This window comes from Pseudomonas panipatensis (assembly GCF_900099785.1).
GTDB lineage: Bacteria > Pseudomonadota > Gammaproteobacteria > Pseudomonadales > Pseudomonadaceae > Pseudomonas > Pseudomonas panipatensis.
Genome location: NZ_FNDS01000002.1, coordinates 706,053 through 731,779 on the forward strand (window position 1 = coordinate 706,053; position 25,727 = coordinate 731,779).

Annotated in this window: 21 protein-coding genes and 1 pseudogene; 7 read left to right on the top strand and 15 right to left on the bottom strand. The window is 63.2% G+C overall.

Annotated elements, in window-relative coordinates; all coding sequences use genetic code 11:
- The first annotated feature begins 144 nt into the window (after positions 1–144).
- Entirely contained in the window at positions 145–3,525 is a 3,381-nt protein-coding gene (locus BLQ74_RS07425; RefSeq protein ID WP_090261900.1) for a P-loop NTPase fold protein, read from the top strand.
- A gap of 113 nt (positions 3,526–3,638) precedes the next feature.
- On the opposite strand, the pseudogene BLQ74_RS07430 reads toward BLQ74_RS07425, so the two are convergent.
- A pseudogene (locus BLQ74_RS07430) lies at positions 3,639–3,788 on the bottom strand (zonular occludens toxin domain-containing protein); the annotation flags it as partial.
- A 310-nt stretch (positions 3,789–4,098) separates the two neighbouring features.
- Here BLQ74_RS07430 and BLQ74_RS26960 point away from each other — a divergent pair.
- Together BLQ74_RS26960 and BLQ74_RS26965 are read left to right on the top strand one after the other, a co-directional pair.
- Positions 4,099–4,953, top strand: a complete 855-nt coding sequence (locus BLQ74_RS26960; RefSeq protein ID WP_139199042.1) for a hypothetical protein — start codon at positions 4,099–4,101, stop codon at positions 4,951–4,953.
- 248 nt (positions 4,954–5,201) lie between these two features.
- Positions 5,202–6,857 (top strand): class I SAM-dependent methyltransferase, encoded by a 1,656-nt coding sequence (locus tag BLQ74_RS26965; RefSeq protein ID WP_139199043.1) that lies wholly within the window; start codon positions 5,202–5,204, stop codon positions 6,855–6,857.
- Positions 6,858–7,146: 289 nt separating this feature from the next.
- Here the strand turns inward: BLQ74_RS26965 and BLQ74_RS07435 are convergent, their stop codons facing one another.
- Both BLQ74_RS07435 and BLQ74_RS07440 read right to left on the bottom strand, forming a co-directional pair.
- Positions 7,147–7,497: a DUF7079 family protein gene (locus BLQ74_RS07435; protein ID WP_090261901.1), complete on the bottom strand. Its 351-nt coding sequence runs from the start codon at positions 7,495–7,497 to the stop codon at positions 7,147–7,149.
- 172 nt (positions 7,498–7,669) lie between these two features.
- Complete coding sequence (locus tag BLQ74_RS07440; RefSeq protein ID WP_090261902.1) at positions 7,670–8,158, bottom strand: BRO-N domain-containing protein; 489 nt, start codon at positions 8,156–8,158, stop codon at positions 7,670–7,672.
- A gap of 507 nt (positions 8,159–8,665) precedes the next feature.
- On the opposite strand from BLQ74_RS07440, the gene BLQ74_RS07445 reads away from it, so the two are divergent.
- A complete protein-coding gene (locus BLQ74_RS07445; RefSeq protein WP_090261903.1) occupies positions 8,666–9,367 on the top strand; it encodes a potassium channel family protein in 702 nt (233 codons plus the stop codon).
- Between the two features lie 70 nt (positions 9,368–9,437).
- On the opposite strand, the gene BLQ74_RS07450 is transcribed toward BLQ74_RS07445, so the two are convergent.
- Genes BLQ74_RS07450 through BLQ74_RS07480 form a run of 7 tightly spaced genes read right to left on the bottom strand, consistent with a single transcriptional unit; the run spans position 9,438 to position 16,362 of the window.
- A complete protein-coding gene (locus tag BLQ74_RS07450; protein ID WP_090261904.1) occupies positions 9,438–11,006 on the bottom strand; it encodes a FadD3 family acyl-CoA ligase in 1,569 nt (522 codons plus the stop codon).
- Positions 11,003–12,097, bottom strand: coding sequence for an alkene reductase (locus BLQ74_RS07455; RefSeq protein ID WP_090262001.1), 1,095 nt, complete (start codon positions 12,095–12,097; stop codon positions 11,003–11,005). The genes BLQ74_RS07450 and BLQ74_RS07455 overlap by 4 nt, the downstream gene beginning before the upstream one ends.
- A gap of 26 nt (positions 12,098–12,123) precedes the next feature.
- Entirely contained in the window at positions 12,124–12,750 is a 627-nt protein-coding gene (locus BLQ74_RS07460) for a nuclear transport factor 2 family protein (RefSeq protein ID WP_090261905.1), read from the bottom strand.
- A gap of 46 nt (positions 12,751–12,796) precedes the next feature.
- Positions 12,797–13,561: an SDR family NAD(P)-dependent oxidoreductase gene (locus tag BLQ74_RS07465; RefSeq protein ID WP_090261906.1), complete on the bottom strand. Its 765-nt coding sequence runs from the start codon at positions 13,559–13,561 to the stop codon at positions 12,797–12,799.
- A 5-nt stretch (positions 13,562–13,566) separates the two neighbouring features.
- Entirely contained in the window at positions 13,567–14,388 is an 822-nt protein-coding gene (locus tag BLQ74_RS07470; protein WP_090261907.1) for an SDR family NAD(P)-dependent oxidoreductase, read from the bottom strand.
- Between the two features lie 13 nt (positions 14,389–14,401).
- A complete protein-coding gene (locus BLQ74_RS07475; protein ID WP_090261908.1) occupies positions 14,402–15,229 on the bottom strand; it encodes an SDR family NAD(P)-dependent oxidoreductase in 828 nt (275 codons plus the stop codon).
- A gap of 50 nt (positions 15,230–15,279) precedes the next feature.
- On the bottom strand, positions 15,280–16,362 hold the full coding sequence (locus tag BLQ74_RS07480; RefSeq protein ID WP_090261909.1) for a 3-ketosteroid-9-alpha-monooxygenase, oxygenase component: 1,083 nt from the start codon (positions 16,360–16,362) through the stop codon (positions 15,280–15,282).
- A 263-nt stretch (positions 16,363–16,625) separates the two neighbouring features.
- Between BLQ74_RS07480 and BLQ74_RS07485 the strand changes: the two genes are divergently transcribed.
- Entirely contained in the window at positions 16,626–17,774 is a 1,149-nt protein-coding gene (locus tag BLQ74_RS07485; protein WP_090261910.1) for a helix-turn-helix transcriptional regulator, read from the top strand.
- A gap of 19 nt (positions 17,775–17,793) precedes the next feature.
- Here BLQ74_RS07485 and BLQ74_RS07490 read toward each other — a convergent pair whose 3' ends face one another.
- The 5 genes from BLQ74_RS07490 to BLQ74_RS07510 all read right to left on the bottom strand — a co-directional run bounded on the left by BLQ74_RS07490 (position 17,794) and on the right by BLQ74_RS07510 (position 22,972).
- Positions 17,794–18,540: an SDR family NAD(P)-dependent oxidoreductase gene (locus BLQ74_RS07490; protein ID WP_090261911.1), complete on the bottom strand. Its 747-nt coding sequence runs from the start codon at positions 18,538–18,540 to the stop codon at positions 17,794–17,796.
- A gap of 392 nt (positions 18,541–18,932) precedes the next feature.
- A complete protein-coding gene (locus BLQ74_RS07495; protein ID WP_090262002.1) occupies positions 18,933–20,012 on the bottom strand; it encodes a ferredoxin--NADP reductase in 1,080 nt (359 codons plus the stop codon).
- A gap of 13 nt (positions 20,013–20,025) precedes the next feature.
- Positions 20,026–20,781, bottom strand: coding sequence for a glucose 1-dehydrogenase (locus BLQ74_RS07500; RefSeq protein ID WP_090261912.1), 756 nt, complete (start codon positions 20,779–20,781; stop codon positions 20,026–20,028).
- A gap of 12 nt (positions 20,782–20,793) precedes the next feature.
- Positions 20,794–22,449: an FAD-binding protein gene (locus BLQ74_RS07505; RefSeq protein ID WP_090261913.1), complete on the bottom strand. Its 1,656-nt coding sequence runs from the start codon at positions 22,447–22,449 to the stop codon at positions 20,794–20,796.
- Positions 22,450–22,453: 4 nt separating this feature from the next.
- A complete protein-coding gene (locus BLQ74_RS07510) occupies positions 22,454–22,972 on the bottom strand; it encodes a flavin reductase family protein (protein WP_090261914.1) in 519 nt (172 codons plus the stop codon).
- 256 nt (positions 22,973–23,228) lie between these two features.
- On the opposite strand from BLQ74_RS07510, the gene BLQ74_RS07515 reads away from it, so the two are divergent.
- Both BLQ74_RS07515 and BLQ74_RS07520 read left to right on the top strand, forming a co-directional pair.
- Complete coding sequence (locus BLQ74_RS07515) at positions 23,229–24,413, top strand: acyl-CoA dehydrogenase family protein (RefSeq protein ID WP_090261915.1); 1,185 nt, start codon at positions 23,229–23,231, stop codon at positions 24,411–24,413.
- A 117-nt stretch (positions 24,414–24,530) separates the two neighbouring features.
- Positions 24,531–25,661: an LLM class flavin-dependent oxidoreductase gene (locus BLQ74_RS07520; protein WP_090261916.1), complete on the top strand. Its 1,131-nt coding sequence runs from the start codon at positions 24,531–24,533 to the stop codon at positions 25,659–25,661.
- Positions 25,662–25,727 lie beyond the last annotated feature (66 nt).

Genomic DNA, 25,727 nt, shown 5'->3' on the forward strand with positions numbered 1-25,727 from the left:
GTGCTTTCCACAGAATCCGACTAGGCAGTTTTGATGCCTCTGTATGGCGCCTTGCCATGATCAGAGGATGCCACTATCTTGTGTTGAAATAAATTAAGGCACCTATATGTGGTGTTTTGTCCTCTCCTGGGCAAAGAGGCTTCTATGCATTCGATCAATTTCCATACTGAGCACCCTGCAAGCCGGGACGTTTTTCCAGGTGGTAGCCACGACAAGGTGGCGACTGCAATCCATGGCCACTTGGCGAGCGCGACGCCTTCCAAGGTAGTCGGCCTAGATGGTGAGTTCGGCTCGGGCAAGAGCTCGATCCTGAACATGTTGAAGGCGAAGCTGACGGATGCTGATCCTGATTGCCGGGTATGGTTTTTTGATTGTGAGCAGAATTATCAGGGCTCGACGAAGAGTAATTTCATCGAGCTATTTACTGATCAGGTGCTCTTGGAGGTGCCTCGTTCCAGCAAGGCGGAGGAGGCACTGAAAGCCTCGCGGGATAGGGCTCTGGGTCGCCTATTCGAGTACACGAAGAAAACCACCAGTCGGGTCAGTGCATGGGCGTTGGCACTGGTTGCGAGCCTGTTCTTTGCCACTACATCGTTTCGAGAAATTTTCGCGATTTCACGTAGTTCACACGCGGCCACCACAGGTACTACGCCCGAAGCCTCCGCGTTCACAAGCATTCTTCACGAAACCTCCCCGTGGCTGATTGCAGTGCATTGTATTTCGCTGTTGAGTCCTGTCCTGATCCTTTTCACCGCAAAGCTTTGGCACTGGAGCGACAAGGATTGGAGCCTCCTCAGCCTTTTCAAAGGATCGAGTAACGACCGCATCAGTGAAAAGATAGAGGTGAGCAAGGAGGTGACACCGCTGGATCTCAAGAGGACGCTGCTTGAACAATTGAAGGTGGTCGACCACAAGCGATTCGTCATTATCTTGGACAACTTGGATCGCTTGCCGAAGGACAACCTGAGATCAGTGTGGAGCGATCTGGAGATTTTTATCGCTGTGGCGGCGGAGGCCGCAAACCTGACCGTCATTGTTCCGTTTTGTTCGACAAAGGTTGCCGAGTATCTGAAGGCTGACGGAGACCGTCGGTACGATGCCAAAGACTTCATCGCGAAGAAATTCCCGGTCGTGTTTCGGGCGCCTCCTGTCATCACCTCTGGTTGGAAAGATGGGTTCCGTCAGCTCTGGATTCACACGTTTGCGTCCGATGATCCCAAGGTCATCGAGCAGTGTGCCCAGCTGCTGCAGCGCCATAGCCCTATGGTTGACAACCTGGTTACACCCCGCCTGCAGAAGAAGTTCATCAACGACATTGCCACCACTGCGCTAGTCGTCGGGGATCAGATCAGTCTCTTGGCCATCGCCGCCCATCTCCTTCTCTGCAAGTACGGAGAGCTGTCGTTGGTCGAGATCCTGCGTACTGACGGATTCTCGACGGAGTACATAAAGAAGGAGGAAATTGAGACAGCCCAGATCGAGCTAATCAAGGACACCCAAGTGCTCTTGAGCGCCGTGATCGGAGACACGATGGAGACAGGGTGGCAGATCCAATTCCTCCAGATTCATTACCTCACCATCGGCGATATTGCGATTGCCGAACTGTTGGATACCCCACTTGGGGAAGCATTCGCGCGTAAGGATCACGAAGCTCTGGTTCGGCTCTCCTCGCTGTTCGGCTTCTCTGATGCCATTAAGCGGCTGCTCGCGAGGCGACCGGTATTGGCCTCGCTGCTGCCTACCATTTCGGCTGCGCACCAAGCGCAAGGTGGGGAATGGATCAGCTCGCTGCTGGATCTTCTCAACACAGCGCAGCTTGATCTATTCGGCGAGTCGGCAACGGGTTCTGAGGGTTTTTACGAGGCTTTTCGTTATTGCAGAGGGCAGGGGCTGGACGGGCGCCTGCTGATGAGTCATGGCGATGAGTTAGAAGCCAAGCTTGAGAAGATTCTTAACTCAAGCTTCGATCAAGCGACGCTTGAACCCGCCCGCCTGCTCCTGAGGGAGCTTGACCTTTACCTGTACGCTCAGGACTTCTACTTCCATAGGGTCGCTCTGAAGCAGGCTGAGTACTTGATGCATCTGCTGCCTGATATCGGCAACTTGCGCGTCATCAAGGCGTCGGAGTTTGCTTTGGACGACTCGGGCTTGGCTGATGCGCATCTGCAGCTCGTTACATGCCCGGATCACCTGCTTGTCCCGGTTCCGTTGTCTGCTGAATGTGTCGTGCCTGCACTCGAATGGTTGTATGCAGAGCGTAAATTTGGCAACGGGCTTTCTGCCGGTATCGATGCGACTGATGTAGCGGTGCTAGCCAAATTCACTGGCGCTGTCGGAGAAGTGGAAAGTGCGGTGGTGGGGCTGGCGTTAGCTGAAAACGTAGATCAGACGGTAGGTACTGCCATCACGACGTTGCTTGCCAACAACGCGAGTCCGCTCATCAAAGCTGTGGCGGTTATCACCTATATTCGTCAGGGCGATGCCGAGGCGTTGGCTAAGATTGAAGATTTGGACGGTGTTCTCGAGTCTCCGGTGTTCCGAGCATTCGCAAATGCGACGCTTTATACAGTAAGCCTGTTCGAGTTGTTGTCCGACGAGCAAGTGGGCGAATCGATCGCCGGATTCGTTGCTTACCTGATCCGGGAGAAGCGCATCGATAGGCTGAACTGCGATTGGGTGACCAAGCATTTCAGCGACCTTGCGCAAGCCGTTAAGCCATATGTGATTTCGGAGCATGAGCTCCTGTCTTGGCTGACACCATGGGACATTGCCATCCGTAAGAGTTGTCAGGATATTGTGAAAGCAGACGTCCTGCTAATCAATTGCCTGCTGGGCCCTGACATTTTTGCATTACCTAAAACTCGGGAGAGCCTAATCGGGCAACTGGCTAGCGAGGAGTTGACTCAGGAGAAATGGGTTCAGCTCATCTCGGCGGGAGCGAAGCAGCACCTCTCGATTGTCGAGGCGATCGTCCGGGAACAGTTGTCCATACTGAGCATCTCCGCCGTCAGTGATGCCCTAACTGAAGTGTTCACCAGTATCGCCAACGGCTCAGCAACAACCACTTTGGGGCATTCCCAGTACGCGATTATGGACACGCTGATGAAGACCCTCGACGCCCAGCAAAAAGGTGTCATAGGGATTCGCCTGAGAGCGCTGCTTTTTGCTGAGTCTGTCGAGCCTCAGGCCTTCGCTGTGCCGTTAGCGAAATACGGTCATCTGATTCCAGATGTTCAGCCATCCAATCCGCATGAGGTACTACGGATTGTCCTGTTCCTGGATTACCTCAGTCGTAGCTCGGCGAATGCCTCAGCCTTGGCCGCATTCTTCGATACAAGAGCCGAGCAGATTGCCGCATTTAAGTATTCAATCGAGCTTAGAAAAACTATGGGGGAGGCAGTAGCCAAACTGTCCGAGATAACCCCTTCTTTGTATAAGAGGTTCGCCCAGGCCAAAGGATTCGTACGACTCATCCAATCGCTTAAGAGGGGCGCGCTCGATAGGGAAACTGAACGAGATGAATGACGTTGAGCGCGCGGCAGTGATTGTTCTAATCACCGTATAGCTTTTTTTGGCCAGGTTCAGCTCATGCCCTTTATAGCTGCGTGTTGTATTTAGTCGTCATAGCTGATTAAGGTTCCCCGGATGTTGGTGATGATGACGCGGCCATCCTTGAGCGCGGGGACGGCATCGTCCTGTCTCGCGCCGGAGGTTTTGTTCGAGCCGTTGGGGCCGTGGTGAATCTTGATGGAGACAGATCGCGTCCCAATGAACGGCACGAACCGCATGCTGAAGCCCGTGGTCAGGGCAGAAAATATGATGTTGAGTGCCTGCGGCACGCCGGGGAATTACAGCGCGGCGGCCAACGGACCGGGGAGCGTGGCATACATGGAGCAGGCCAAGTTGAAGACGCCAAAGGTATCAGCGAGAGAAAGTCGAAGAGAAAAACGCTGCTTTCATACAATGCGTCAAATGCGCGTCTACAGCGCGATCAAGTAGACCCAGCTCAAAATCAAAAACCGGAATCAGAAAAAACTACGAGAAAGCCGAACTGCAACAAAAACCAAAACTCCGCTTCGAGACTAATACGCGACCAACATGAAAAACAAAACAAACTCTACAACAAAAAATTCCCCACAACACAATTCAAGAAAAACAAATAAGAAGAGTAGCCGGTTAAATTTCTCGGCCAACACCATCAAGCAGATAGCATTTGAAGCACATCTTTTTTGTTCCAACCCCACATGTTGCAGGTTCACTTCCTACGCAACCTCTAATGGAAAGGCTAGAGCAATCGCCGAAGCGGCCCATATCAATGCAGCAAGCCCAACTGGCCCACGACCAAACGCAGGGCTAACTGAGGAGGATCTTAAGTCAGCGGCCAACGGTATTTGGCTGTGCAAAATCTGCCATGACAAAGTTGATGATGACCCTAGATTTTACACAGAAACAAAACTTCGCAACTGGAAGGAGGAACATTCAAAATTCGTCAAGCAGCTAGTTGGAAAGGACTTCGATCTAGTGCACTTTGAGCTATATGCTCGCAGCCGTAATGTAGCTCAAAGCATTAGTATTCTTGGTTTCTTCGAAGGGAAGCGAGTCTTTTTTGAAGCCTTGGATGTCGAGCATCCAGGTCAGGTGTTAGAGTCGCTCATTGAAATCCGCTCACGAATTAATAACGCACTCGGACAAATGAAGCAGGAAGAGTCGGCTTCGGAAGCCCTTCGTGAAATTAATAAGAAAATTCGGAAATTCCTAACAGCCCACCCCAGACTCAACGAGCTAAAGTGCGACGGTAGCGACCCAAATTTTCATAACTTCTGCAATGAACTCCAAAATCTACGCACAGACCTTCTGCCAATGGTAGTAGAAATGGCTGAAAGCTTAGAATACACCTTGAGCCCTGAGTTAATAGGTGAGCATAAAAGGCTGCAAACCTCTAAACAAGTTTAATGCAACTGCTTAGAGAGGTTTCCGATATGTCTCGCTAACGCAATCCTCACGATGGGGCGAGCATGTAGAGTGTAAATAGAACTGTACCGCTGAAGCGTTCTCTTACCTGACGACTTAGGTTATAGCGGTACCCAGTTCATTCGTGAACTGAAAATTTTAATTTTTCAACCCTAGCTTTAAGCGCGCGAGCCTTTGATTTTGGGGCTGGGGACTCTTAAGTTATTTAAAACATCGAAAGGATATGATGAATGAATAAGAGAAGCTCGACTTCTTACAGGCAGCCAACAAAAACCATAGCTCGGACTTTGGCGCTGACGCATGCTGTCAAACTTCTAACCACTCGCAGGCAAAAGGCAGCTATAGCCGCAAAGTCTTATGTGCGTAAAGCAAGAGATCTTTGTAGCACTCTAAATTATGGCGAATATAAATTAGTCGCCACTCATTGCCTGGATCGTGATGTGAAGGCATGGGAGGACTTTCGAACCTCTGTAGTAGGCCGATTAAACGCGAGAGATCTAACAATCGCCTACCTCGCGGGCCCCGAGCCCACGAACGACATAATGACCTTGCTTGATTTAGGAGTGCGAGCTGAGAACATCTGGGCCTTTGAGGTTTCAGATGTAGAATTTGAAAGAGCTATCAAGGATGTTCGTGACAGCAATATTAGAGGAATTAAACTAATAAAAATGAAGATGGAGGAGTATTTTGCGGCCACTCCTCGACGTTTTGATGTGATTTATTTTGATGCTTGCGCCACCTTCCCTAGCAATGAAAAAAAGACACTTCAAGTTGTATCTTCAATATTTAGGAATTCAGCGCTAAATCCTTTGGGGGTACTTATAACAAATTTCAGCGCGCCCGACAAAAACAATGAGTTAGACCTTAAAAATTACTCACACCTTATTGCATCTTACCTATATCCAAAGCGAACTCTTGACGCGAGATCCGGTAAAATATTTTATGCTGGCTGCAGTGCGGAGGAGCATGGAATGTCGGTCTCTGAGACGACTATGCATAGCCTTGCCGAGGATGACCCTGCTGAATCAGATGGCGAAAATGACTTAGATTCTGAATATTTGTTTGACAAGGTGGCGTCTAACTTTGATTTTTACTATGGATCCTATATAACTCGCCAGATAATGGATATTGGGGCAATAACTGCCCCAACCGAGAGACTCATTAGCAGCAAGCTGTGGGATAACATGTTTGTGCGACGGGAGGATCTTGCAGTCTCTTCTAGAAAATATTTCTTGAATGATGAGTTCAGCTACATTCATGAAGGTGGAAATTTCTCGCTGCTAAGGACTATTGACTTTCTTGATATCCACAAAGATAAGAAAATCCCATATCCAGATAGTGCACGAACATTTTTCCGCCGCTGGATGAATCAATTGATAGAGACCAACGGAGACGAAAATAGAGGCGTAGAAACTATTCTCGCCTTCTATGCTTGCAAAGATGACAGAAGTTTGTGGAGGGCAGGAATGCTCGATGTGCGAGACTTCAAATATCGTTTGGAAATGCCACAACTTTGCGATGTGCCTACTGAGGAATTAGGATTTTATCCGGTATTTGCGCAGTTTTCATATCCGGCACATTTGAATGTTAAAGAAGCCAAGCGATTTACCTATGTCGCTGACGGCAAGAAGAATAGAATGTTTCTTGACGTTCTTCCCTTCGATGAGTGTAGATATATCTATGACTGGCTCTCTTCCGGCCACTTGGTCGCTGGTGATCTAGAGGTAATGTCTACCCAGTTAACTTTCAGACTTGCACTGGATGCCCTGGTGAAAAACAACCACAACTATCAAGATGACTTTTTGTATGGAGGGCATGCGCTGCCCATCAATTTAATTGAAGAAGGTTCCTTAAAAAAGCGTATCGATCTGAACGGTAATTCTTGAAGCCAACTGAAAATCTAATGAAAAACTCCTGCCTGAGGCTCAATGAAATTCAGGTAGGAAATTCGCCTTAGATCTCGCACAAATCGTTTCTCGGGGTGTTTATTGCTTTAGCGCGAAGATTTTATTCCGGTCTTCGCTTACCAAATAACAGTCAGCCTGCTCTATATGACGTTAATTAAATCGAAGCGCTGCCACTTTAACCAACATTCAATGGCCGCTACTGGCCGATCTCTGCCTGTCGCGACCGACAGCAAGCGCCCCGTAGCGAACAGATTTTGGCTCAGGGATATCAATGAAATGGGGATGGAAGCCGGGACGCTACTTCACTCCAGCAGCGGCTGATTTCTGCGGCAACACTGCCAGCGCTCGCCGGAGGGGGAGCCCCTTCACACACATTGAGATGTTTCAGTAGCCAATCGTCCGTCCATCCTACCCACTCGCCCGCAACGCTTCGCAAGTTAGACTCAAGGACTGGAAAAACCTCTCCCCACAGGATGGTTTGAATCTCTTCCGGCGAATATTTGCTGTCCATGATGGCCTGCGCCACGTAGGCGAAAGTCCTGTCATCGATTTCGGTATCGAGGAACAGCTCGGAAAGGGCTTGCCATACTTTCAGGCGTCTTTGGTCAATCGTGCGCACGACTCGCTCTCAAATGGATGCTTCTTAGGCAAGAGACAGAGTATCTGAAGGAACTGGACGAGTCCGGCGCGAGAGTCTGCTTCTGGCCAATTTCTACCTGATGCAACTGGCCGCATAGGGCCCCCACTCCACCACCACAAGAACACCCAAACAGCGAATAACCCAAACGCGGTCATTCGCCCCGCATTCGCCACCAGCCGCGCCCACCGCGACGTTCCTCGCGCATCAGTTGCGGCATCTGCGTCAGTGCTATCCACAATTGGCCTTGCCAATCCAGCAGGGTGACGGGTCTGCCCTCGCCTTTTGCCAGCAGGCGGCGGGGGCTGTCGGTGGCCAGCAGTGCCTGGTCGCGCAGGGCGGGGAGTACTTCGCCGGTCAGCCATTGGCGCAGTTCGCGGTGTTCGGGATTGCGGTAGCGCTGCAGGACGTGGAAGGTGCCGAAGTCGTTGATCACCCAGACCGTTTCTTCGCCGGTGGCGGTGATGAGCCGCACCTGGCGGCGCAGGTCGTCGTCGAGGCGGTGGATCACGAAGGGTTCGACGCGCTCGCGGATGAGGTAGCCGAGTTCGCGGGCGACCAGCCAGGGCTGGTTGTCGATGAGGATGCCGCGCAGGGAGCGGTGGTAGCGGAGGAATACGGTGGGCTCGAAAACTTCTTCCATGGTGAACCTCTGAGAACTGATCCAGAGGCCACGCTCCCGTCGCCGAACGGAAGGGTGGCGGAACCGCGCAAGGTTGGCGAACCGGCACAATTAACCGGCAGACCCGAAGGTCTCCCCGCGCGGCCCGCCATAGAAAAACTCTGCGCCGCAAAAGATGCGGTGCAGAGTTCAGGCGCAGTCGCGCAATTGTGCCGGGTCGCCAAACCCGTTCCCCTGTCGCTTTCACAGGGGCGTCGTGAGGGTAGGGAGAAGCACGATTGGGGTCAAGCCATCCGACGTCGCACCCGGGTGGCGATGTGCGCGGCGATACGCCGCGCGCCCTCCTCCCGCCGACGCCATGGCCAACCCTGGCGAATTCGACGCCGCCTGGCTCAATCCCGAGCCGGGTCCGGCTGCTTTGCGGCCCTGAACTAGACTTTCCTGCGAGCGCAACTTTCACCGCCAGGTCGGCTTTCAGGCTGGCTGCTTCAGGGCTTGGGCATTCATTCAATCACCAGGAAATCCGGCATGACGAAACAGCAGGATAAGATCGAGTCTGACGAGGATCTGGCTCAGTTGGTGATAGGCCTGGGGCCCTGTACCTTTCTCTTGCTGCTTCTGCTCGGCCTGATCCTTCTGATGCCCTTTCTCGAAGAGGGAATATTTGCCCGCACGCTGCTTGGCATCCTGTTTTCAATCATTCTGCTGGTGGGCGCCTTCGCCACCCGGCAGACGCGCTGGGGGTTCCTCTTCAAAGTGGGCCTGGCGTTGCTCGGGGTGGGCTTTCAATGGACGGCCTTGTGGACCCAGAGCATGGCCCTGCTGCATGTCGCCGGGTTGGTCTATGTGACCTCGCTGGCAGTCTCGTTCAGCGGCGTGCTTCGCTACATTCTCAAACGCGGCACCATCACGGCCGACAAGCTGCATGGGGCGCTCGCGGGTTACATCATGCTGGCCTTCGTCTGGTCCTTCATCTACGCGCTGATCGAGTTTTCCAGCGCCGGCTCGTTCGGCCCCGGCCGCCTCGATTTCACGCAGACGGGCACGCTCTTCAAGCTGATCTATTTCAGTTTCACGACGCTCACGACCACCGGTTACGGCGATGTCATTCCACTGACCAATCATGCCCGCTCACTGGTGATGGTCGAGGAGTTTTCGGGGGTCTTTTACGTGGGCGTTCTGATCGCTCGGCTGGCCGGCCTTTATCCGGCGAATGTGACCAAGGCGTAGGGCGTATAGCCCAGAGGGTTATACGCCCTACGCAGCGCCTAGCGTGGGTGAACGGGGGCCGGCAGCCCTGTCATGCCCGTTCGCGCAGGGCGCCCTTGTGCACCTTGCCGGAGGCGTTCAGCGGCAGCGTTTCGACGATCTCGACGCTGCGCGGCACCTTGTAGTTGGCCATCTGCTCGCGGCTCCAGGCGATCAGTCCGTCCGCCGTCAGGCTGTGCCCGGGACGCAGGATCACGTAGGCCTTGCCGACTTCGCCCTGGCGCTCGTCGGGCACGCCGATCACCGCCGCCTGGGCGACCGCCGGGTGCTCCATCAGCAGGCGCTCCACCTCCGCCGGGTAGCAGTTGAAGCCGCCGACGATGAACATGTCCTTGAGCCGGTCGGTGATGCGCAGGTAGCCGCGTTCGTCGAGCACGCCGACATCCCCTGTGTGCAGCCAACCTTCGGCGTCCACCGCCTCGCGGGTGGCGTCCGGGTCATCGAAGTAGCCCTGCATCAGGTTGTAGCCGCGGATCAGCACTTCGCCGGGCTGGCCGACCGGCTGCGGGTTGCCTTGGGCGTCCACGCAGCGCACTTCGATGTCGTCCAGCGGCCGGCCGCAGGTGCTGGCCACGGTGCGCGGGTCGTCGCCCGGCCGGCAGACGGTGGCCAGGCCGCAGCATTCGGTCAGGCCGTAGGCGGTGACCACGCTCGCGAAGCCCAGTTCGCTGCCCATGCGCTGGACCAGGATCGGCGGCACCGATGCGGCGCCAGTGACGGCCACGCGCAGCGAGGAGAGGTCGAAGTCGCCGCGCCGGGGGTGGTCGAGCATGGCCGAGTAGAGCGCCGGCGGTCCGGGCAGGAAGCTGACCCGGTCGCGCTCGACCCGGCCGAGCACGGTTTCGGCATCGAAGGTGCGCTGCGGCAGGATGGTCGCGCCACGGATCAGCGCGGCGAGCCAGCCGGCCTTGAAGCCGAAGGCGTGGAAGAACGGGTTGACGATGAGGTAGCGGTCGCCGGCTTGCAGGCCGACGATTTCGCTCCAGTTCTCGAACAGGCGCAGGTTCTGCCCGTGGGCGCAGAGCACGCCCTTGGGGTAGCCGGTGGTGCCGGAGGTGAACATCAGGTCGCTGAGGCTGTCGCCGTCGAGGGCGGCGATGCGCTGGTCGAGCGCGGCCTCGGGGACCTCGGCGGCGCGGGCGAGGAACGCCGCCCAGTCGCCGTCGCCGGCGCGCGCCTGTTCCAGGACCACGGTCTGCCCGAGGGCGTCGAGCGGGTGGCCAGCGAGCAGGTCGGGGTAATAGCTGCCGAGGAACTCGCCCACGCTGAACAGCACCCGCGCGCCGCTGCGACGGAGGATATCGACGGCTTCGGCGGCCTTCAGGCGTGTGCTCAGGGGCACCAGCACCGCGCCGGCCATCAGGCTGCCGAGCGCGGCGACCAGCCAGCGGTGGCCGTTCGGCGCCCAGATGGCCACCCGTTCGCCGGGGGCCAGGCCGAGGGCCAGCAGGGCTCGCCCGGCTTCGCGGCTGAGGCGTTCGAGTTCGGCATAGCTGAGCGTGAACTCGCCTTCGTCGACGGCGATGCGCTGTGCATGGCGACGGGCGGACAGCGCCAGGGCGGCGGGAATGGTCCGCGGTAAGGCAGCGGCCAGGTTCATGCGTGGGACTCCTCCGCGTGGGCCGGTTCGTCGAGCGCCGGGTAGTCCGTGTAGCCACGGGCGCCGGCGGTGTAGAGGGTGGCGCGGTCGAACTCGGCGAGCGCCTGCTGGTTGCGCAGGCGCGCCACCAGGTCGGGGTTGGCGATGAAGTGGCGGGCGAAGGACACCGCTTCGCCGAGCCCGGCGTCGAGCGCCTGGGCGGCGCTGGCGCCGTCGAAGCTGTCGTTGAGGATCAGCCCGCCACGGAAGTGGCGCCGGACCAGGGCGAAGGCGTCGAGCCCGGCTTGCGGCGAGCGGCTGACCTGGACATAGGCCAGGCCCAGCGGGTCGATGGCGTCGAGCAGCGCGCCATAGGTGGCGACCGGGTCATCGTCCTGCATGTCGTTGTAGGGGTTGCCGGGGATGATCCGCAGGCCGACCCGGCCGGCGCCGAGGGCTTCGCTCAGGGCTTCGAGGGTTTCCACGGCGAAACGGATGCGCTTGTGCAGCGAGCCGCCGTAGCCGTCGTTGCGCTGGTTGCTGCCGGGCAGGAGGAACTGCATCGGCAGGTAGCCGCTGCTGCAGTGCAGTTCGACGCCGTCGAACCCGGCGGCGCGGGCATTCAGCGCCGCTTGCCGGTAGTCCTCGATGACCTGGACGATTTCCGCGCTGTGCAGGGCGCGCGGCAGGTCCATCGGCACCATCCCGTGGCTGTCGCTGTACAGGCTGCCGCGCGCGGCGATCGCCGATGGCGCCACGGTTTCCGCGCTGGCGGCCTTGTTGTGGCGGCTGGCGACGCGCCCGACGTGCATCAGTTGCAGGACGTTGCTGGCCGCGCCGCGCCGGCGGACTTCGTCGGTGACGCCGCGCCAGGCTTCGATCTGCCGCGGGGTGGCGATGCCCGGCGTGCGGCAGTAGCCCTTGCCGTCCAGGCTCGGGTAGGTGCCTTCGGCGACGATCAGGCCGGCGCTCGCGCGCTGGCCGTAGTAGGCCGCGTGCAGCTCGCTCGGCGCGTCGTCGGCGTCGGCGCGGCTGCGGGTCATGGGCGCCATGACGATGCGGTTGGCCAGGCGCAGTTCGCCGAGCTGCAGGGGCTCGAACAGGCTGGCCAGGCCCTTGGGTGCAGGACTGCGCGGCATCAGCGAACCCTCACCCGCGGCGCGCTCGAACCACTGCGCATGCGTTCGAGGAAGGCGCCCAGCGGCGCCGGCTCGGCGACCTCCGGCAGGGCGCCGTCCGGCTTGTTGTTCCAGAAGGTTTTCCAGCTCGGCCAGAGTTCGTGCCAGGAGCCGTCGTAGGGTTCGCGGCCGGGCCAGCGCATTTTCTTCTCGCCGATCGGCGGCCGGTTCAGGTCGCTGGCGTAGAGGTAGCACGGCAGGCGCCGGCGGAAGTACCAGCGGCCATCGATGCGCTGGTAGTCGTCCCAGTAGAGCATCTGCATGATCACCCACTCGGGGCCGGCCTCGTGCTCGTTCTTCGAATAGACCACGCCGCTGGCGTTGTCGGCATCCTTGAACTCGATGATATGGCCGCCGATGTGGTGCGAGGTGGTGCTGAACTGCAGGCGCAAGGTGTCGTCGATCCAGGCCTTGAGGTGGGCGCGGCCGATCTGCTCCTTGCCCACCTTGACGTCCTCGGGGAACAGCCCGACCCAGGCGTCCAGGTCGCGCATATCCAGGGCCAGGGCGTACTTGGCCGGCAGCATGCGGATTTCCGCCAGCGACTCCAGGCGATCCAGCCGGGCCTCCAACGTCGGTTCACTCATGGTTGTCTCCTCGGGCGCTGCGCGACGCACAGCGCCCGCGTCAGGCTCAGCGTTGCGAGGAAATGTTGCCGCCATCCACGAGGATTTCCGCGGCATTGATGTAACTGGCCTCGTCGGACAGCAGGAAGCGCACGACGCGCGCGACCTCTTCGGCGCGGCCGAGACGGCCGAGCAGGATGCGCCGCTCGAAGACGCCGGGGTTCGCCGCCACGATCGGCGCGATCATCGGCGTGAAGATCTGCCCCGGCGACACCGAGTTGACGCGGATGCCGTCGGCGCCCAGGGCGTCGGCCAGCGAGCGCACCAGCGACAGCAGGCCGCCCTTGGAGGCGCTATAGGCGGGAATCAGGCCGTTGCCGAGGGTGGCGTTGATCGAGGCGATGCCGACCACGGCGGAGCCGGGGTTGGCGCGCAGGTCGGGGAGCATGGCCTGCACCAGCAGGGCCATGGCGCGCAGGTTGAGGTCGAGCACGCGGTCCCAGCCGGCCACCGTGAGTTGCTCGAGGCCGCTCTGGTCGACCATCCCGGCGGCATGCACCAGGCCGCCCGGCGCGCCCAGTTCGGCGCGGGTACGCTGCAGCGCCGGGGCGATCGCCGCCGGGTCGCAGAGGTCGATGGCGATGCCCACGCACGGCACGCCGTGTTCCTCGGCCAGTCGCGCGGCGACCGCCTGGGCTTTGTCGGCTTGCAGGTCCCAGATGGCGACCGGGCGGCCGACCGCGGCCAGCGCCGCCGCCGAGGCTTCGCCGATGCCGGAGGCGCCGCCGGTGACCAGGACCGGGCTGGCGGGTGAGTTCAACAGGCTGTTCATGGGTTTCATACCTCTTGTCGAGCGGAGCGGATTTCAGTGGAGGTCGCCGAGGTGTAGTCGCTGGCGCCGACGTTCAGTTCGCAGGTCTTGCCGCCGTCGACCACCAGGGTCTGCCCGGTGATGTAGGAGGACTCGTCGGAGGCGAGGAAGAGGATCGCGTTGGCCACTTCCTCGGGCTCGCCGATGCGCCGCAGCGGCACGGCGCGCGCGGTGCCGGCGATCATCTGCTCGCTGCGCATGGCTTCGCGGGTGCCTTCGCTCCAGACGATGCCGGGAATCACCACGTTGACGCGGATCTTCTCGGCCGCGCCTTCCAGCGCCGCCGCGCGGCTGAAGTTGACGACGCCCGCCTTGGCCGCGCCGTAGGCGCTGAGGCCGGGGCTGCCGAGCAGGCCGGCGACCGAGCCCATGTTGACGATCGAGCCGCCCTTGCCGTGCATCACGCGCATGGCCGCGCGGGTGCCGAAGAAGGCCACGTCGAGGCTGCCGCGAATGCTCTTGTGCCAGTCCTCGGTGCTCAGCCCGGCCAGCGGTCCCCAGGTGTAGTTCACCGCGTTGTTGACCATGATGTCGAAGCGCCCGAAGCGCTCCAGGGTGGTGCTGACGGCGCGATCCACGGCCTGCTCGTCGGTGACGTCGGTCTGCACCCAGTCGGCCTCGCCGCCCTGTTCGCGAATCTCCGCGACCACCGCTTCCAGCGGCGCCTGGCGGCGGCCGCAGAGCATCACCTTGGCGCCCTGGGCGGCGAACAGCCTGGCCGCCGCCGCGCCGATACCGGTTCCCGCGCCGCTGATCAGCGCTACCTTGCCTTGCAGTCTTCCACTCATGTGCGTTTGCCTCTCAATGCATCAACATGCCGCCGCTGGCGGCGAGGGTTTGTCCGGTGAAGGCGCTGGACTCGTCGCTGGCGAGGAACAGGCAGGTGCTGGCGATTTCCTCCGCTTCGAGCATCCGCCCCAGGGGTATGGCGCGCTCCAGTGCCCGCACCCATTCCTGGGAAATCGACTGCATCATCGGTGTGCGGGTCGGCCCCGGGCAGATGCTGTTGACGCGGATGCCGCGCGGCCCGAGGTCGCGCGCCAGGCATTTGCCGAAGCCCAGCAGGGCCGCCTTGGAAGCGCAGTAGGCGAGCGGCCCTTCGCCGCTGAGCGCGGACAGGCTGGCGATGTTGATGATCGAGCCGCGGCTACCGCTGGCGATCATCAGGCGCACCGCCGCGCGGCTGCAGTAGAAGGTGCCGTTGAGGTTGATATCGAGGATGCGCTGCCAGCCGGCATCGCTCAGGTCGACGATCATGTCGGTGAACACCGAGGGCTCCTCGCCCGCCGCCAACTGCGCGTTGCGTTCGGCCATGCGCTGCTGGTACTTGTCGAAGCCGTCGCCGGGCACCTGGCCGAGGCCGGCGTTGTTGACCAGCACATCGAGGCGTCCGTAGCGCGCTTCGACCTCGGCGAACAGCCGGGCCACCGCGGCGCCGTCGGCGATGTCGCAGGCGCGGGCCATGCACTGCTCGCGCCGGTCGAGGCCTTCCAGGGTCTGCCGCGCCGCGGCTTCGTCGATGTCCGCCACTATCACGCTGGCGCCCTGCGCGGCGAACAGGGCGGCGGTGGCGCGCCCCATTCCCGATCCCGCGCCGGTGACCAGCGCGACCTTGTCGTTGAGCCTCATGGCTCCTCTCCTGTCCGTTCTTGTTCTTATGGGTGCGGCGGCGCCGCCGCTCAGATCAGGTGCAACTGGCTACGCGCCTGCTCGGGCACTTCGTCGAGCTGGCGCCAGGTGCCCGCCTTGCACTCGAAGACCTTGCGGCTCGGCGCCGGCAGGTCGGCAACGTTGGTGTAGAACTGCTCGTACCACTCGCGCAGTTGGTAGACCGGGCCATCGCCGTCGCAGAGCACCGGCTTGTCGATGCGAATCTTGTTGTGCCAGATCTCGACGTCCTGGAAGAACGACTTGTGCGCCTGCCCGGCGTACGCCTCGGCGATCGCCTGGTTCTCGGCTTCGCTCAGCCCTGGCACGCGCTTCACCTTGATCGCGTAGCGCAGCTCGAAGCTGTTCTGGTCGATCGGCACATGGCAGTTGAGCAGCAGCGTATCGACGGTCTGGCCGCCGGTGCGGGCGCTCATCCGGGTGACGTGGTAGGCCGGGCCGAAGTAGGCGCTGTCGGCGCGCAGGCCACTGCCGAGCAGCTCGCTCTCCTCGCCCTGGAACATCTGGTAGCCGACGTGGCCGTCGAAGGTGTTGCAGAAGTAGCTGGCCGGCGAGCCATGCACCGGGCCGAAGTGCGCGAGGTCGGCCAGGTTGTCCACCAGCTCGCGGCAGTTGGTCTGGATGACCATCTTGCGCATCATCCAGTCGGTCCACTCGGCGGAGAAACAGGCGTCGATGCGCGGGATTTCCACTTCCGGGTCGGGCGCGCCGCCCTCGGCGTCATGCCAGACGAACAGCAGGCGGTTCTGTTCCAGGGTCGGCCAGGCCTTGACCCGCGCGCGCGGCGGAATGCGCTTGCAGTAGGGGATCGACGCGCACTTGCCGTCGCGGCCCCACTGCCAGTGGTGGAACGGACAGACCAACTCGTTGCCGCGCACTTCGCCGGTGCTCAGGTCGGCGCCCATGTGCGGGCAGTAGCTGTCGAGAATGTGCAGCGCGCCGTCTTCGCCCTGATAGGCCACCAGGCGGGTGCCGAAGATATCCAGTCGGTGGGGTTTGCCATCCTTGTAGTCGGCCGCCAGCCCCAGGCAGTGCCAGCCACGGGCGTAGCGCGTCGGAAATGTGCTGACCTTATCGGTGACCAAGGTTTCCATGCTGCTCTCCAGACAGGTGATGGTTGTCGAAGCGAACTATTCGCCAATGCCCGCGGCGCCACATCCCTGCCCGGGACTAGCCCAAACGGGTTAGATCGCTGGCGCCGCGGCGCAGGCCCCGGCAGCGCGCGGCGACGCGGAAAATCGGCGCACGCATCACCCATACGAACGATGCCGGGCCCGCCCATCCGCGCGAGCCTTCGCACAGCGCCGCGCCGGCCCCGGACGGCGCGCCCCGCACCGCCCCGACGTGGACACCGAGCATGCCCAGCACCGACCTGTCGCTCGACGAGCTCAGCCGGCTCATCGACCTGATCTACCAGGGCGCCGACGACGCGCGGCCCTGGCAGCGCTGCCTGGAACGGCTGCGCGAGGCCTTGCAGGCCAACTACGCGACCCTGATCCTGCGGCCCTGCGGCCCCGCCGACAGCGGCTTGATGATCCATGCCGGCGCGGTCTCGAACGGCGCGCTCGGCGCCTATGGCAGCACCTACTACGCCCTCGACCCCTTCGTCGGCCTGCCCCCCGGCGAAGTCCATACGGTGGCGGAAATACTCGGCGAGGCGCGCTGGCGAGCGTCGGACTTCTACCGGCAGTTCAATGCCCCGCTGGATGTCCTGCATGTGCTCGGTGCCGACCTCGCGCCCCAGCACGGCATCGAGTGCCGGCTGCGCATCTGCCGGCCGCACCAGGCACCCGACTTCAGCGCGGCCGACAAGGCCTTCTGCGCGCGACTGCTGCCGCACCTGCGGCGAGCCATCCGCCTGCATGGCCAGTTCACCCGCAGCGAAACCGAACGCCAGCTGTACGCCTCGGCCGTCGAGCGCCTGCGCATCGGCACGGTGATCCTCGATGAGCGCCACCAGGTACTGGAAAGCAACCGCGCGGCCGCCGCGCTGCTGGCCGAGGACGACGGTCTGAGCCTGCTCGACGGCAGCCTGCAGGCCACCTTCACCCGCGACAACCAGGCCCTGCAGCGGCTGATCGCCCAGGCGCTGCACGAGCGCGACCAGCCCGGCCCGCGGATCGCCGAGGCCATCACCCTGCTGCGCCCTTCCGGCCGCGCCGGCCTCGGCGTGCTGGTACAGAGCCTGCCGCGCCAGGACAGCTCCGACGGCCGGCAACCCGCCGTGGTGGTGTTCCTGCGCGACCCGGCTCGCAAGGCCAGCGTCGGCCCGCAGTCGCTGCGCCAGTTGTTCGGCTTCACCCCCGCCGAAGCCGCGCTGGCCATCCACTTGGCCAACGGCCATTCGCTGGAAGAAGCCGGGGCGCTGCTGAACATCCGCCGCAACACGGTGAAAGCGCACCTGCGCTCGATCTTCGCCAAGGCCGGGGTCAACCGGCAGAGCGAACTGACCTACGCCCTGCACAGCAGCCTGGCGTTCCTCTGCCACGCTCCGGCGGACGACTGACACACGCGCGGCGCCGCCCTCAGGCCGGCGGCGGCGCGAAGCGGCGCCCGGCGGAGAAACCACCGTCGACCGCGATCATCTGCCCGCTGACGAAGGACGCCTCGTCGGAAGCGAGGAACAGCGCGACGTTGGCCACTTCCTGCGGCTGGCCGCTGCGGCAGAGCATGTGCTGCGAGGCGAAAAAGGCGTGGAACTCCGCCTGGTCGCGGACCATCTGGCTCATCGGCGTTTCGATCAGCCCCGGGCAGAGGCCGTTGACCCGCACGTTGGCGGCGCCGTAGTCGATGGCCATGGAACGGGTGAGCTGGTTGATGCCGCCCTTGGCGACGTTGTAGGCGGTGTTATCGCCGCAGCCCTGCAAGCCGAAGATCGAGCCGATGTTGATGATCGAGCCGCCGCGCTGGGCGACCATCTGCGGCAGCGCGTACTTGCTGGTGAGCATGCTGCCGGTCAGGTTGATATCGATGACCCGCTGCCACTCTTCGGTCGAGGTGTCGGTGACACTGCCCCGGCTGGCGACGCCGGCGGCGTTCACCAGCACGTCGAGACGGCCATGGCGGGCGATGGCCTCGCCCATCACCTGCTGCACATTGGCCTCGTCGCGCACATCCAGGGCCATGAACAGACCGGGGAAATCGGCCGGCGCCGAACCGATGTCCAGCCCCACCACCTGCGCCCCCTCGTCGGCGAAGCGCCGCGCGCAGGCCAGACCGATTCCCGATGCCCCGCCGGTAATCACCGCGACCTTGCCTTGCAGTCGATTCATCGCACACCTCTGATTGTCATTGTCGATAGCGCTGCGCCGCACTCTAGCGACGCCTCAAGGGGCGGTGATCGTCCGTTCGGACTAGGACACCGCCCCACCCCAGCGCCCCCGGCAGTCCCAAGCCGAACGACAGCATCGAGCGCTTGCCCGGCACCGTGAAACGCTCGCCGGAGCACTGGCGGGTGCCCACCACTGCAGGCGTGGGGGGATCGATAACTACTGGTATGCGCCGAAACGGCCGGCGTGGATCGAGGCCTGGGGTGGCTTGCTGGGCGGGCATGAGTTCCGTTGGTGATACGGCGGCCCGACCCTCGCGGCGAGGGCAAAAAAAACCCGGCCGAAGCCGGGTACAGGGGAATGGCACTGCCCCCTGACACTCAAGGAACAACCCCTCAGTCAGGGAAGCGCACGCTGACCTCGCGGCTTCCCGGCCGCCCCTGGCAAGCCAGGGTCCAGCCCTCGGCCAGTTCGGCCGGCGACAGCACATCGTTGCGCGGCAGCAGGACTTCGCCCTGCTCCACGCGGCACATGCAGGCGCCGCAGAAGCCCTCTTCACAGGACGCCGGCGCCGCCAGCCCGGCCTTGCGGCAACTTTCCAGCAGGGTTTCGCCCGGCGTGCAGGGCACCTCGTACTCGGCGCCGTCCAGGGCTACCCGCAGGCGCTCCACCGCGACCTCGGCCGCCGCGCTGCGCGCCTGCTCCTGGGCCGCGTCCAGGGCGTCGGGATCGGGCGGCGAGACGAAGCGTTCGACATGGATGCGCGCCGGCTCGACCTGCAGTTCCAGCAGGGTGCGCTCCACCGTGTCCATGAACGGACCGGGGCCGCAGATGAAGAACTCGGCGTCGTGCCGGTCGTGCACCAGATGGCGCACATCGGCCGCGCCGAGGAAGCCCTGCACCGAATCCAGCACATGGATCACTTGCAGGCGTTCGCCGTGCGCACGCGCCAGTTCGCGCAATTCGTCGCGGAAGATCACCGAGGCTTCGTCGCGGTTGGCGTAGATCAGGCGGACCCGACAGTTCCGCGTGGCCAGCGCCGAGCGCAGGATCGAATACACCGGGGTGATCCCCGAGCCACCGCCGAACAGCACCAGCTCGCGGTCCTGGGCGCCAAGGTGGAAATGCCCGGCCGGCGGCAGTACGTCCAGGTGGTCGCCGGCGCGCACGTTTTCGTTCATCCAGTTCGACACCCGGCCGCCATCGACACGCTTCACCGTGACCCGCAGTTGCGCGTCCAGCTCCGGCGCGCTGGACATCGAATAGCAGCGTGTCAGGCGCTGGCCGGCGAACGGCACGCGGAAGGTGAGGAACTGCCCGGCCTGGTAGCGGAAGCGTTCGGCGAGCGCCTCGGGAATGCGCAGCACCAGCGAGCGCGCATCGGCGGTTTCGTCGATCACCTCGGCGACTTCCAGGCTGAAGCTGCCAGAGGCCGTGGTGGCCGCCGTCGGCGACATGGTCTGTGCACTGCCCATCATCGCGTCCCGCTCAAATGCCGCTGATCAACTGCGCGTTGTCCACGCGGATCTCGGCGCCATTGATGAAGCGCGACTCGTCCGAAGCGAGGAACAGCACCAGGTTGGCGATATCGCGCGGCGCGCACATGCGGTTCTTCGGGTCCTGTTCGAGCAGCTCCTGGGACAGCGCCTGGCCTCCGGCCAGGGCCTGGGTCATGGGCGTGTTGACGCCGTCCGGGTGCACGCTGTTGCAGCGGATGTGGTAGCCCTGCTGCTTGCAGTGGATGGCGATGGAGCGAGTCATGGCCGCCACCGCACCCTTCGACGCCGAATAGGCGCAGAAGTCCGGCATGCCGCCGAGCGCGGCCAGCGAGGACATGTTGATGATCGAGCCGCCACCGCTTTCCTTCATCGCCGCGACGGCGTACTGGCAGCCGAGGAAGTAGCCGTCGCCATTGATCGTCTGCACCTTGCGCCACAGTTCCAGGCTGGTGCTCTCGATGCTGCCCACGGCGAGGATCGCGGCGTTGTTGACCAGCACGTCGAGGCGGCCGAAGCGCTCCAGGGTGGCCTTCATCACCCGCTGCCAGTCGCTTTCGCTGGCGATGTCGTGGCGGATGAACAGGGCGTCGCCGCCGATCTGCTCGGCCAGCGCGCGGCCGGCGTCTTCGTTGATGTCGGTGAGGACCACGCGGGCGCCCTCGGCGGCCAGCAGCAGCGCGTCTTCGCGGCCGATGCCGCTGGCGGCGCCGGTGACGATGCAGACCTTGCCTTGTACTCGATTCATGCTCGTTATCCTTCAGGCGTTGAGGGGGGTGGCGGTCGCGCTGCTCGCCAGGTGCGCGGCGGCGCGGCGGCCGGAATACACGCAGTCGGCGATCGACAGACCGGAGACATAGAGGTTGGAAGCGACACCCACGGCGTTGCGCCCGGCGCTGTACAGCCCCTGGATCGGCGCGCCGGCGGCATCCAGCACGCGGCCGCTGCGCTCGCACACGCGCAGGCCGCCGAGGGTGATCGCCGGACAGGGGTAGAGCTTGCTGCCGAACGACAGGTCGAGGGCGTACCAGGGGCCCTGGTCGAGGTCGGCGAGCATGGCCGTGGATTTGCCGAGGGCGTCGGCGCATTCACCGCGCGCCGCCCGCGAGTAGCTTTCGAGGGTCTGGCGCAGCGCCTGGGCGGGCAGCCCGAGGCGCTCGGCCAGGGCTTCCGGCGAGGCGCCGCGGCGGCAGTTGAAGAGCAGGTTGAGCAGCACCGGCAGGCGCTGGAAGGACCATACCCGGCCGGGCGCGACCTGGCGCAGCGAGTCGAGCAGCAGGCGCCGATTGAGGATCAGGATGGCGCGGCCGTCCTGCTCTTCCACCATCGCGTGGCCGAGCTTGGCGCCGTACACCTCTTCGTTGCAGTAGCGCTCGCCGGCGGCGTTGACGATGACGCCACGGGCCCAGGCCAGCGGCGGATTGATGAAGCGCCAGGCGCTGACCTTGTCCATCCGCGCCGGCACCGCGCCGACGCCCTGGCCGAGGCGGATGCCGCTGCCGTTGCAGCCGGGTGTGCCCAGCGGCAGGCCGTCCAGGTAGCGGCTGGCGTGCTGGCGTACCAGCTCGCGGTTGAAGATGAAACCGCCCGCGCTGAGCAGCACCCCGCGGCGGGCGCGCAGCAACAGGCGCTGGGCATGTTCCGCCTCGATGCCGCGCAGGCGCGCGCTCAGACGCTCGGCCAGCGCCGGCAGGTAGGGATGCAGCGCCGTGACCAGCTTCGCCAGGCGCGCATGGCGGCGCGTGGCGGCGGCGCCGGGCGGCAGGCGCCAGGCTTCGACGCCAATCACCGCGCCCTGCGCATCGAGGATCAGGCGGCGCACTTCGCACTGGCTATAGAGCGTCACGCCCTTGGCCAGGGCCGAGGTGCGCAGCGCGCTGAACAGGTTGACGCCGGACATGCCACGGCCCTTGGTGCGATGCCCACGCGGCGCCGGCGGTGCCAGGCGGGCATAGGACGGCACCGACTCGTTGCCGGAGTAGTAGAGGTAGAAACGGTCGCTCGGGTAGGAGGTCTTCAGCGGCGGGACGCTGGCCTCGAAGCGCGCGCCCTGGCGTTCCAGCCAGGCCAAGTGTTCGGCGCTGCGCTGGCAGAAGTCGCGCAGGGTCTCTTCGTCGACGGCATCGCCGACCTCTTGCTGCAGGTAGCGTTGCATCGCTTCGGGCGTGTCGTCGTAGCCGGCCTGGGCCTGGTACGGCGTGCCGCCACCGGCGTAGACCACGCCACCGCTGCGCGCGGTGGCGCCGCCACCGGCGAAGCGGTCCAGCGCCAGCACCGACAGGCCGCGCTCGCGGGCCTCCAGGGCGGCGCAGGCACCGGCGCCGCCGAAACCAACCACGATCAGGTCACTTTCCACATCCCAGACCAGCGTTTGCTGGGCGCTCAGGCGCAGGGGTTCCAGCGGCAGGGTATCCATGGGCTCAGCTCGCAGCGGCAACGCTCGGCGCCGGCATGGCGACGGCGGTGGTGTAGGTACCGTTCACGTAGATCAGCGGGGTGATCTCGGGGGTGTGGCGGATTTCCTGGATCAGGCCGATGAACACGGTGTGCGTGCCATAGCTGAAGCGGCCGTCCTGGCGGCACAGCAGGGTCGCCTGGGCGTCCGCCAGGTAGGGCACGCCACCGGCGGAGGTCTGCCAGTCGCCACTGGCGAAACGCCCCTCGCCCTTCACCGGGCCGCTGCAGAGGTGCGACAGGTGTTCCTGCTCCTGGCCGAGGATGTTCACGCAGAAGTCGGCGCCGCCTTCCAGCGCGGCGTGCAGCGAGGCGGTCTTGTTCACGCAGATGAGCAGCGACGGCGGCTCGGTGGACAGCGAATCGACCGCCGTGGCGGACATGGCGAAGCGCTCGCGGCCATCGCTGGTGGTGATGATGGTCACCGACTTGGCCAGCCGGCGCATGGCCTGGAGCATATCGGTTTTCAGATTGTCTTGGCTCATCGCACGGGCCTCTGGTTGTCCGGTAGTGCGATCGATTCTGTCGGCCGTCCCGCCGGCCAACATCGTCCGAGGGGACTAGGCGCCGACGGCGTATCCGGCGTGGCCTGCGCGGCGATCGCGGGCATGGTCCGTTTGTAGGATGCCGCGCCCTTCGCGCGTTGCTTGAATGCCCGCGAAGGGCTCGGCGATGTGCGCGCGGCGCGCGGCCGAAGTCCTGTGCGCAGGCCCCGACGGGGCGATCACAGGAGAACAACAAATGCTCGACCAAGACCTGATCCGCCAGCGCCTTCGCCAACGCGCCCGCGAGCTGGTGCCGGTGCTGCGCGAACGCGCCCCGCTGGCCGCCCAGCGCGGGCAGTTGCCGGAGGAAACCCTTCGCGACTTCCACGAAGCCGGCTTCTTCCGCATCCTCCAGCCGGCGCGCTGGGAAGGCTACGAGCTGGAGCCGAAGGACTTCTTCGAGGTGCAGATGACCCTTGCCGAAGGCTGCATGTCCTCGGCCTGGGTGCTCGGCGTGGTGGCGATCCACAACTGGCAACTGGCGCTGTTCGACGAGCGCGCCGCCAAGGACGTCTGGGGCCAGGACTCCAGCGTGCTGATCTCTTCTTCCTATATGCCGGTGGGCCGGGTCACGCCGGTCGAGGGCGGCTATCGGCTGTCCGGGCGCTGGGGCTTCTCCTCCGGCAGCAAGCATTGCCAGTGGGCCTTCCTCGGCGCCCTGGTGCCGCCCGCGGAGCCGGGCGGCGCGCCGGACTACCGGACCTTCCTGGTGCCGCGCAGCGACTACACGATCCTCGACAACTGGAACGTGATGGGCCTGGAGGCCACCGGCTCCCACGACATCCTGGTGGAGAACGCCTTCGTCCCCGAATACCGCACCCACCGCGCCGTCGACGGCTTCATGCAGAACAGCCCGGGCAACGCGGTCAACACCGCGCCGCTGTTCCGCCTGCCGTTCGGGCAGATATTCGTCCGCGCGGTGTCGTCCTCGGCAATCGGTGCGCTACAGGGCGCCATCGACTGTTTCGTCGAGCACAACCGCGCCCGCGTCGGCGTCAACGATGGCCGCAAGATGGGCCAGGACCCGGCCGCGCAACAGGCGCTGGCCGACGCCATGGTCGCCGCCGACGAATGCCGCACCGTGCTGCTGCGCAACTTCGAGCTGATGCTGCAACGCGCCCGCGACGGCCAGCCGCTGGCCATGCCGGAGCGGGTGAAGATGCGCTACGACTCGGCGCTGGTCGGCGACAAGTGCGCGCGCGCGGTGGCCGCGCTGATGTTCAACAGCGGCGCCTCGACGATCTTCCGCGACCACCCGATCAACCGCGCCTTCCGCGATATCCACACCGGCCGCGCGCACGTCGCCAACAGCCCGGCGAAATACGCCTGGAACCTGGGCGGCGTGAGCATGGGCCTGGACAGCAGCGACTTCTTCCTCTGAGCCGCGCGCCGGGGGCGCGGCATAGTCCATTCGGGCGATTCCGCGCCGCCGGCGATTACCGACCATGACGGCGAGGCAAAACCTGCCAGCCAGTCAAAAAACAACAAGGGAATCCCGATGAAATTCTCTCTGATCTACGAAGCGCAAACGCTGGACGCCAGCCGCGAAGGCGACCGCCGCATCTTCGACGAGACCGTCGAGCAGGCAGTCCTCGCCGACCGTCTCGGCTTCGACACCTTCTGGTGCGTCGAGCACACCGCGCTGAGCAACTACTCGCACATGTCCGCGCCGGAAACCATGCTCGCCTTCGTCGCCGGCAAGACCGAGCGCATCGGCATCGGCCACGGCGTGGTCTGCCTGCCGCCGGCGATGAACCATCCGGTGAAGGTGGCCGAGCGCATCGCCACCCTCGACCTGTTGTCCAAGGGCCGCGTGCACTTCGGCGTGGGCAAGGGCGGCACCCAGCAGGAGGCCGGCACCTTCGGCTACGACCTGAGCACCCTGCAGCCGCAGATCGACGAAGCCATGTACCTGATCCCGAAGATGTTCGTGCAGGACGAGATCGAGCATAACGGCGAATTCGTCAAGATCCCCAAGCGGCCGATCCACCCCAAGCCCTACCAGGACCCGCACCCGCCGATGTACCTCGCCTGCACCAACACCGAGTCGCTGAAGAATGCCGGCGGCCGTGGCATGGGCGCACTGGTGCTGGGCTTCGGCGGCCCCGAGGAAATCGCCAAGAAGGTCGCCGTCTACCACGAGGCCTGGGACCAGCGTGACGAGAAGGACCAAGTCGGCTTCCGCCCGAACCGCCACATCGCCGCGCTGTGCCCGGCCATCGTCCTCGACGACAACGCCCAGGCCCGCGCCATCGGCATCCGCGGCCAACGCTACTTCATGGAATCGCTGGCCTACTGGTACGCCGGCGGCGAGCGCCCGGACCCGGCCAAGTGGCAGGACGACACCTTCGTCGACGGCAACGGCCAGGCGGTGATCCGCTCGCGCTTCGCCTCCGAGGAAGTCACCGTGGACTTCTCCGACCCGACCATGGCGATGATGAACCCCAACCACGCCTACGGCACGGTGAGCGACTGCATCGGCTACGTGCAGCGGCTGATCGACGCCGGCGCCGACGAAATCCTCTTCATCTGCCAGATGGGCACCGTGCCGCAGTGGGCGCAACTGGAAACGCTGAAGAACATCGGCGAGAAGGTGATCCCCTACTTCCGCGACAAGCAGAAGGCCTGAGCCTCGAACCCGACCCGCCCAGGGCGGGTCGGGTAACGCTTGCGCGGGGTGGCCGGCCACGTCCCG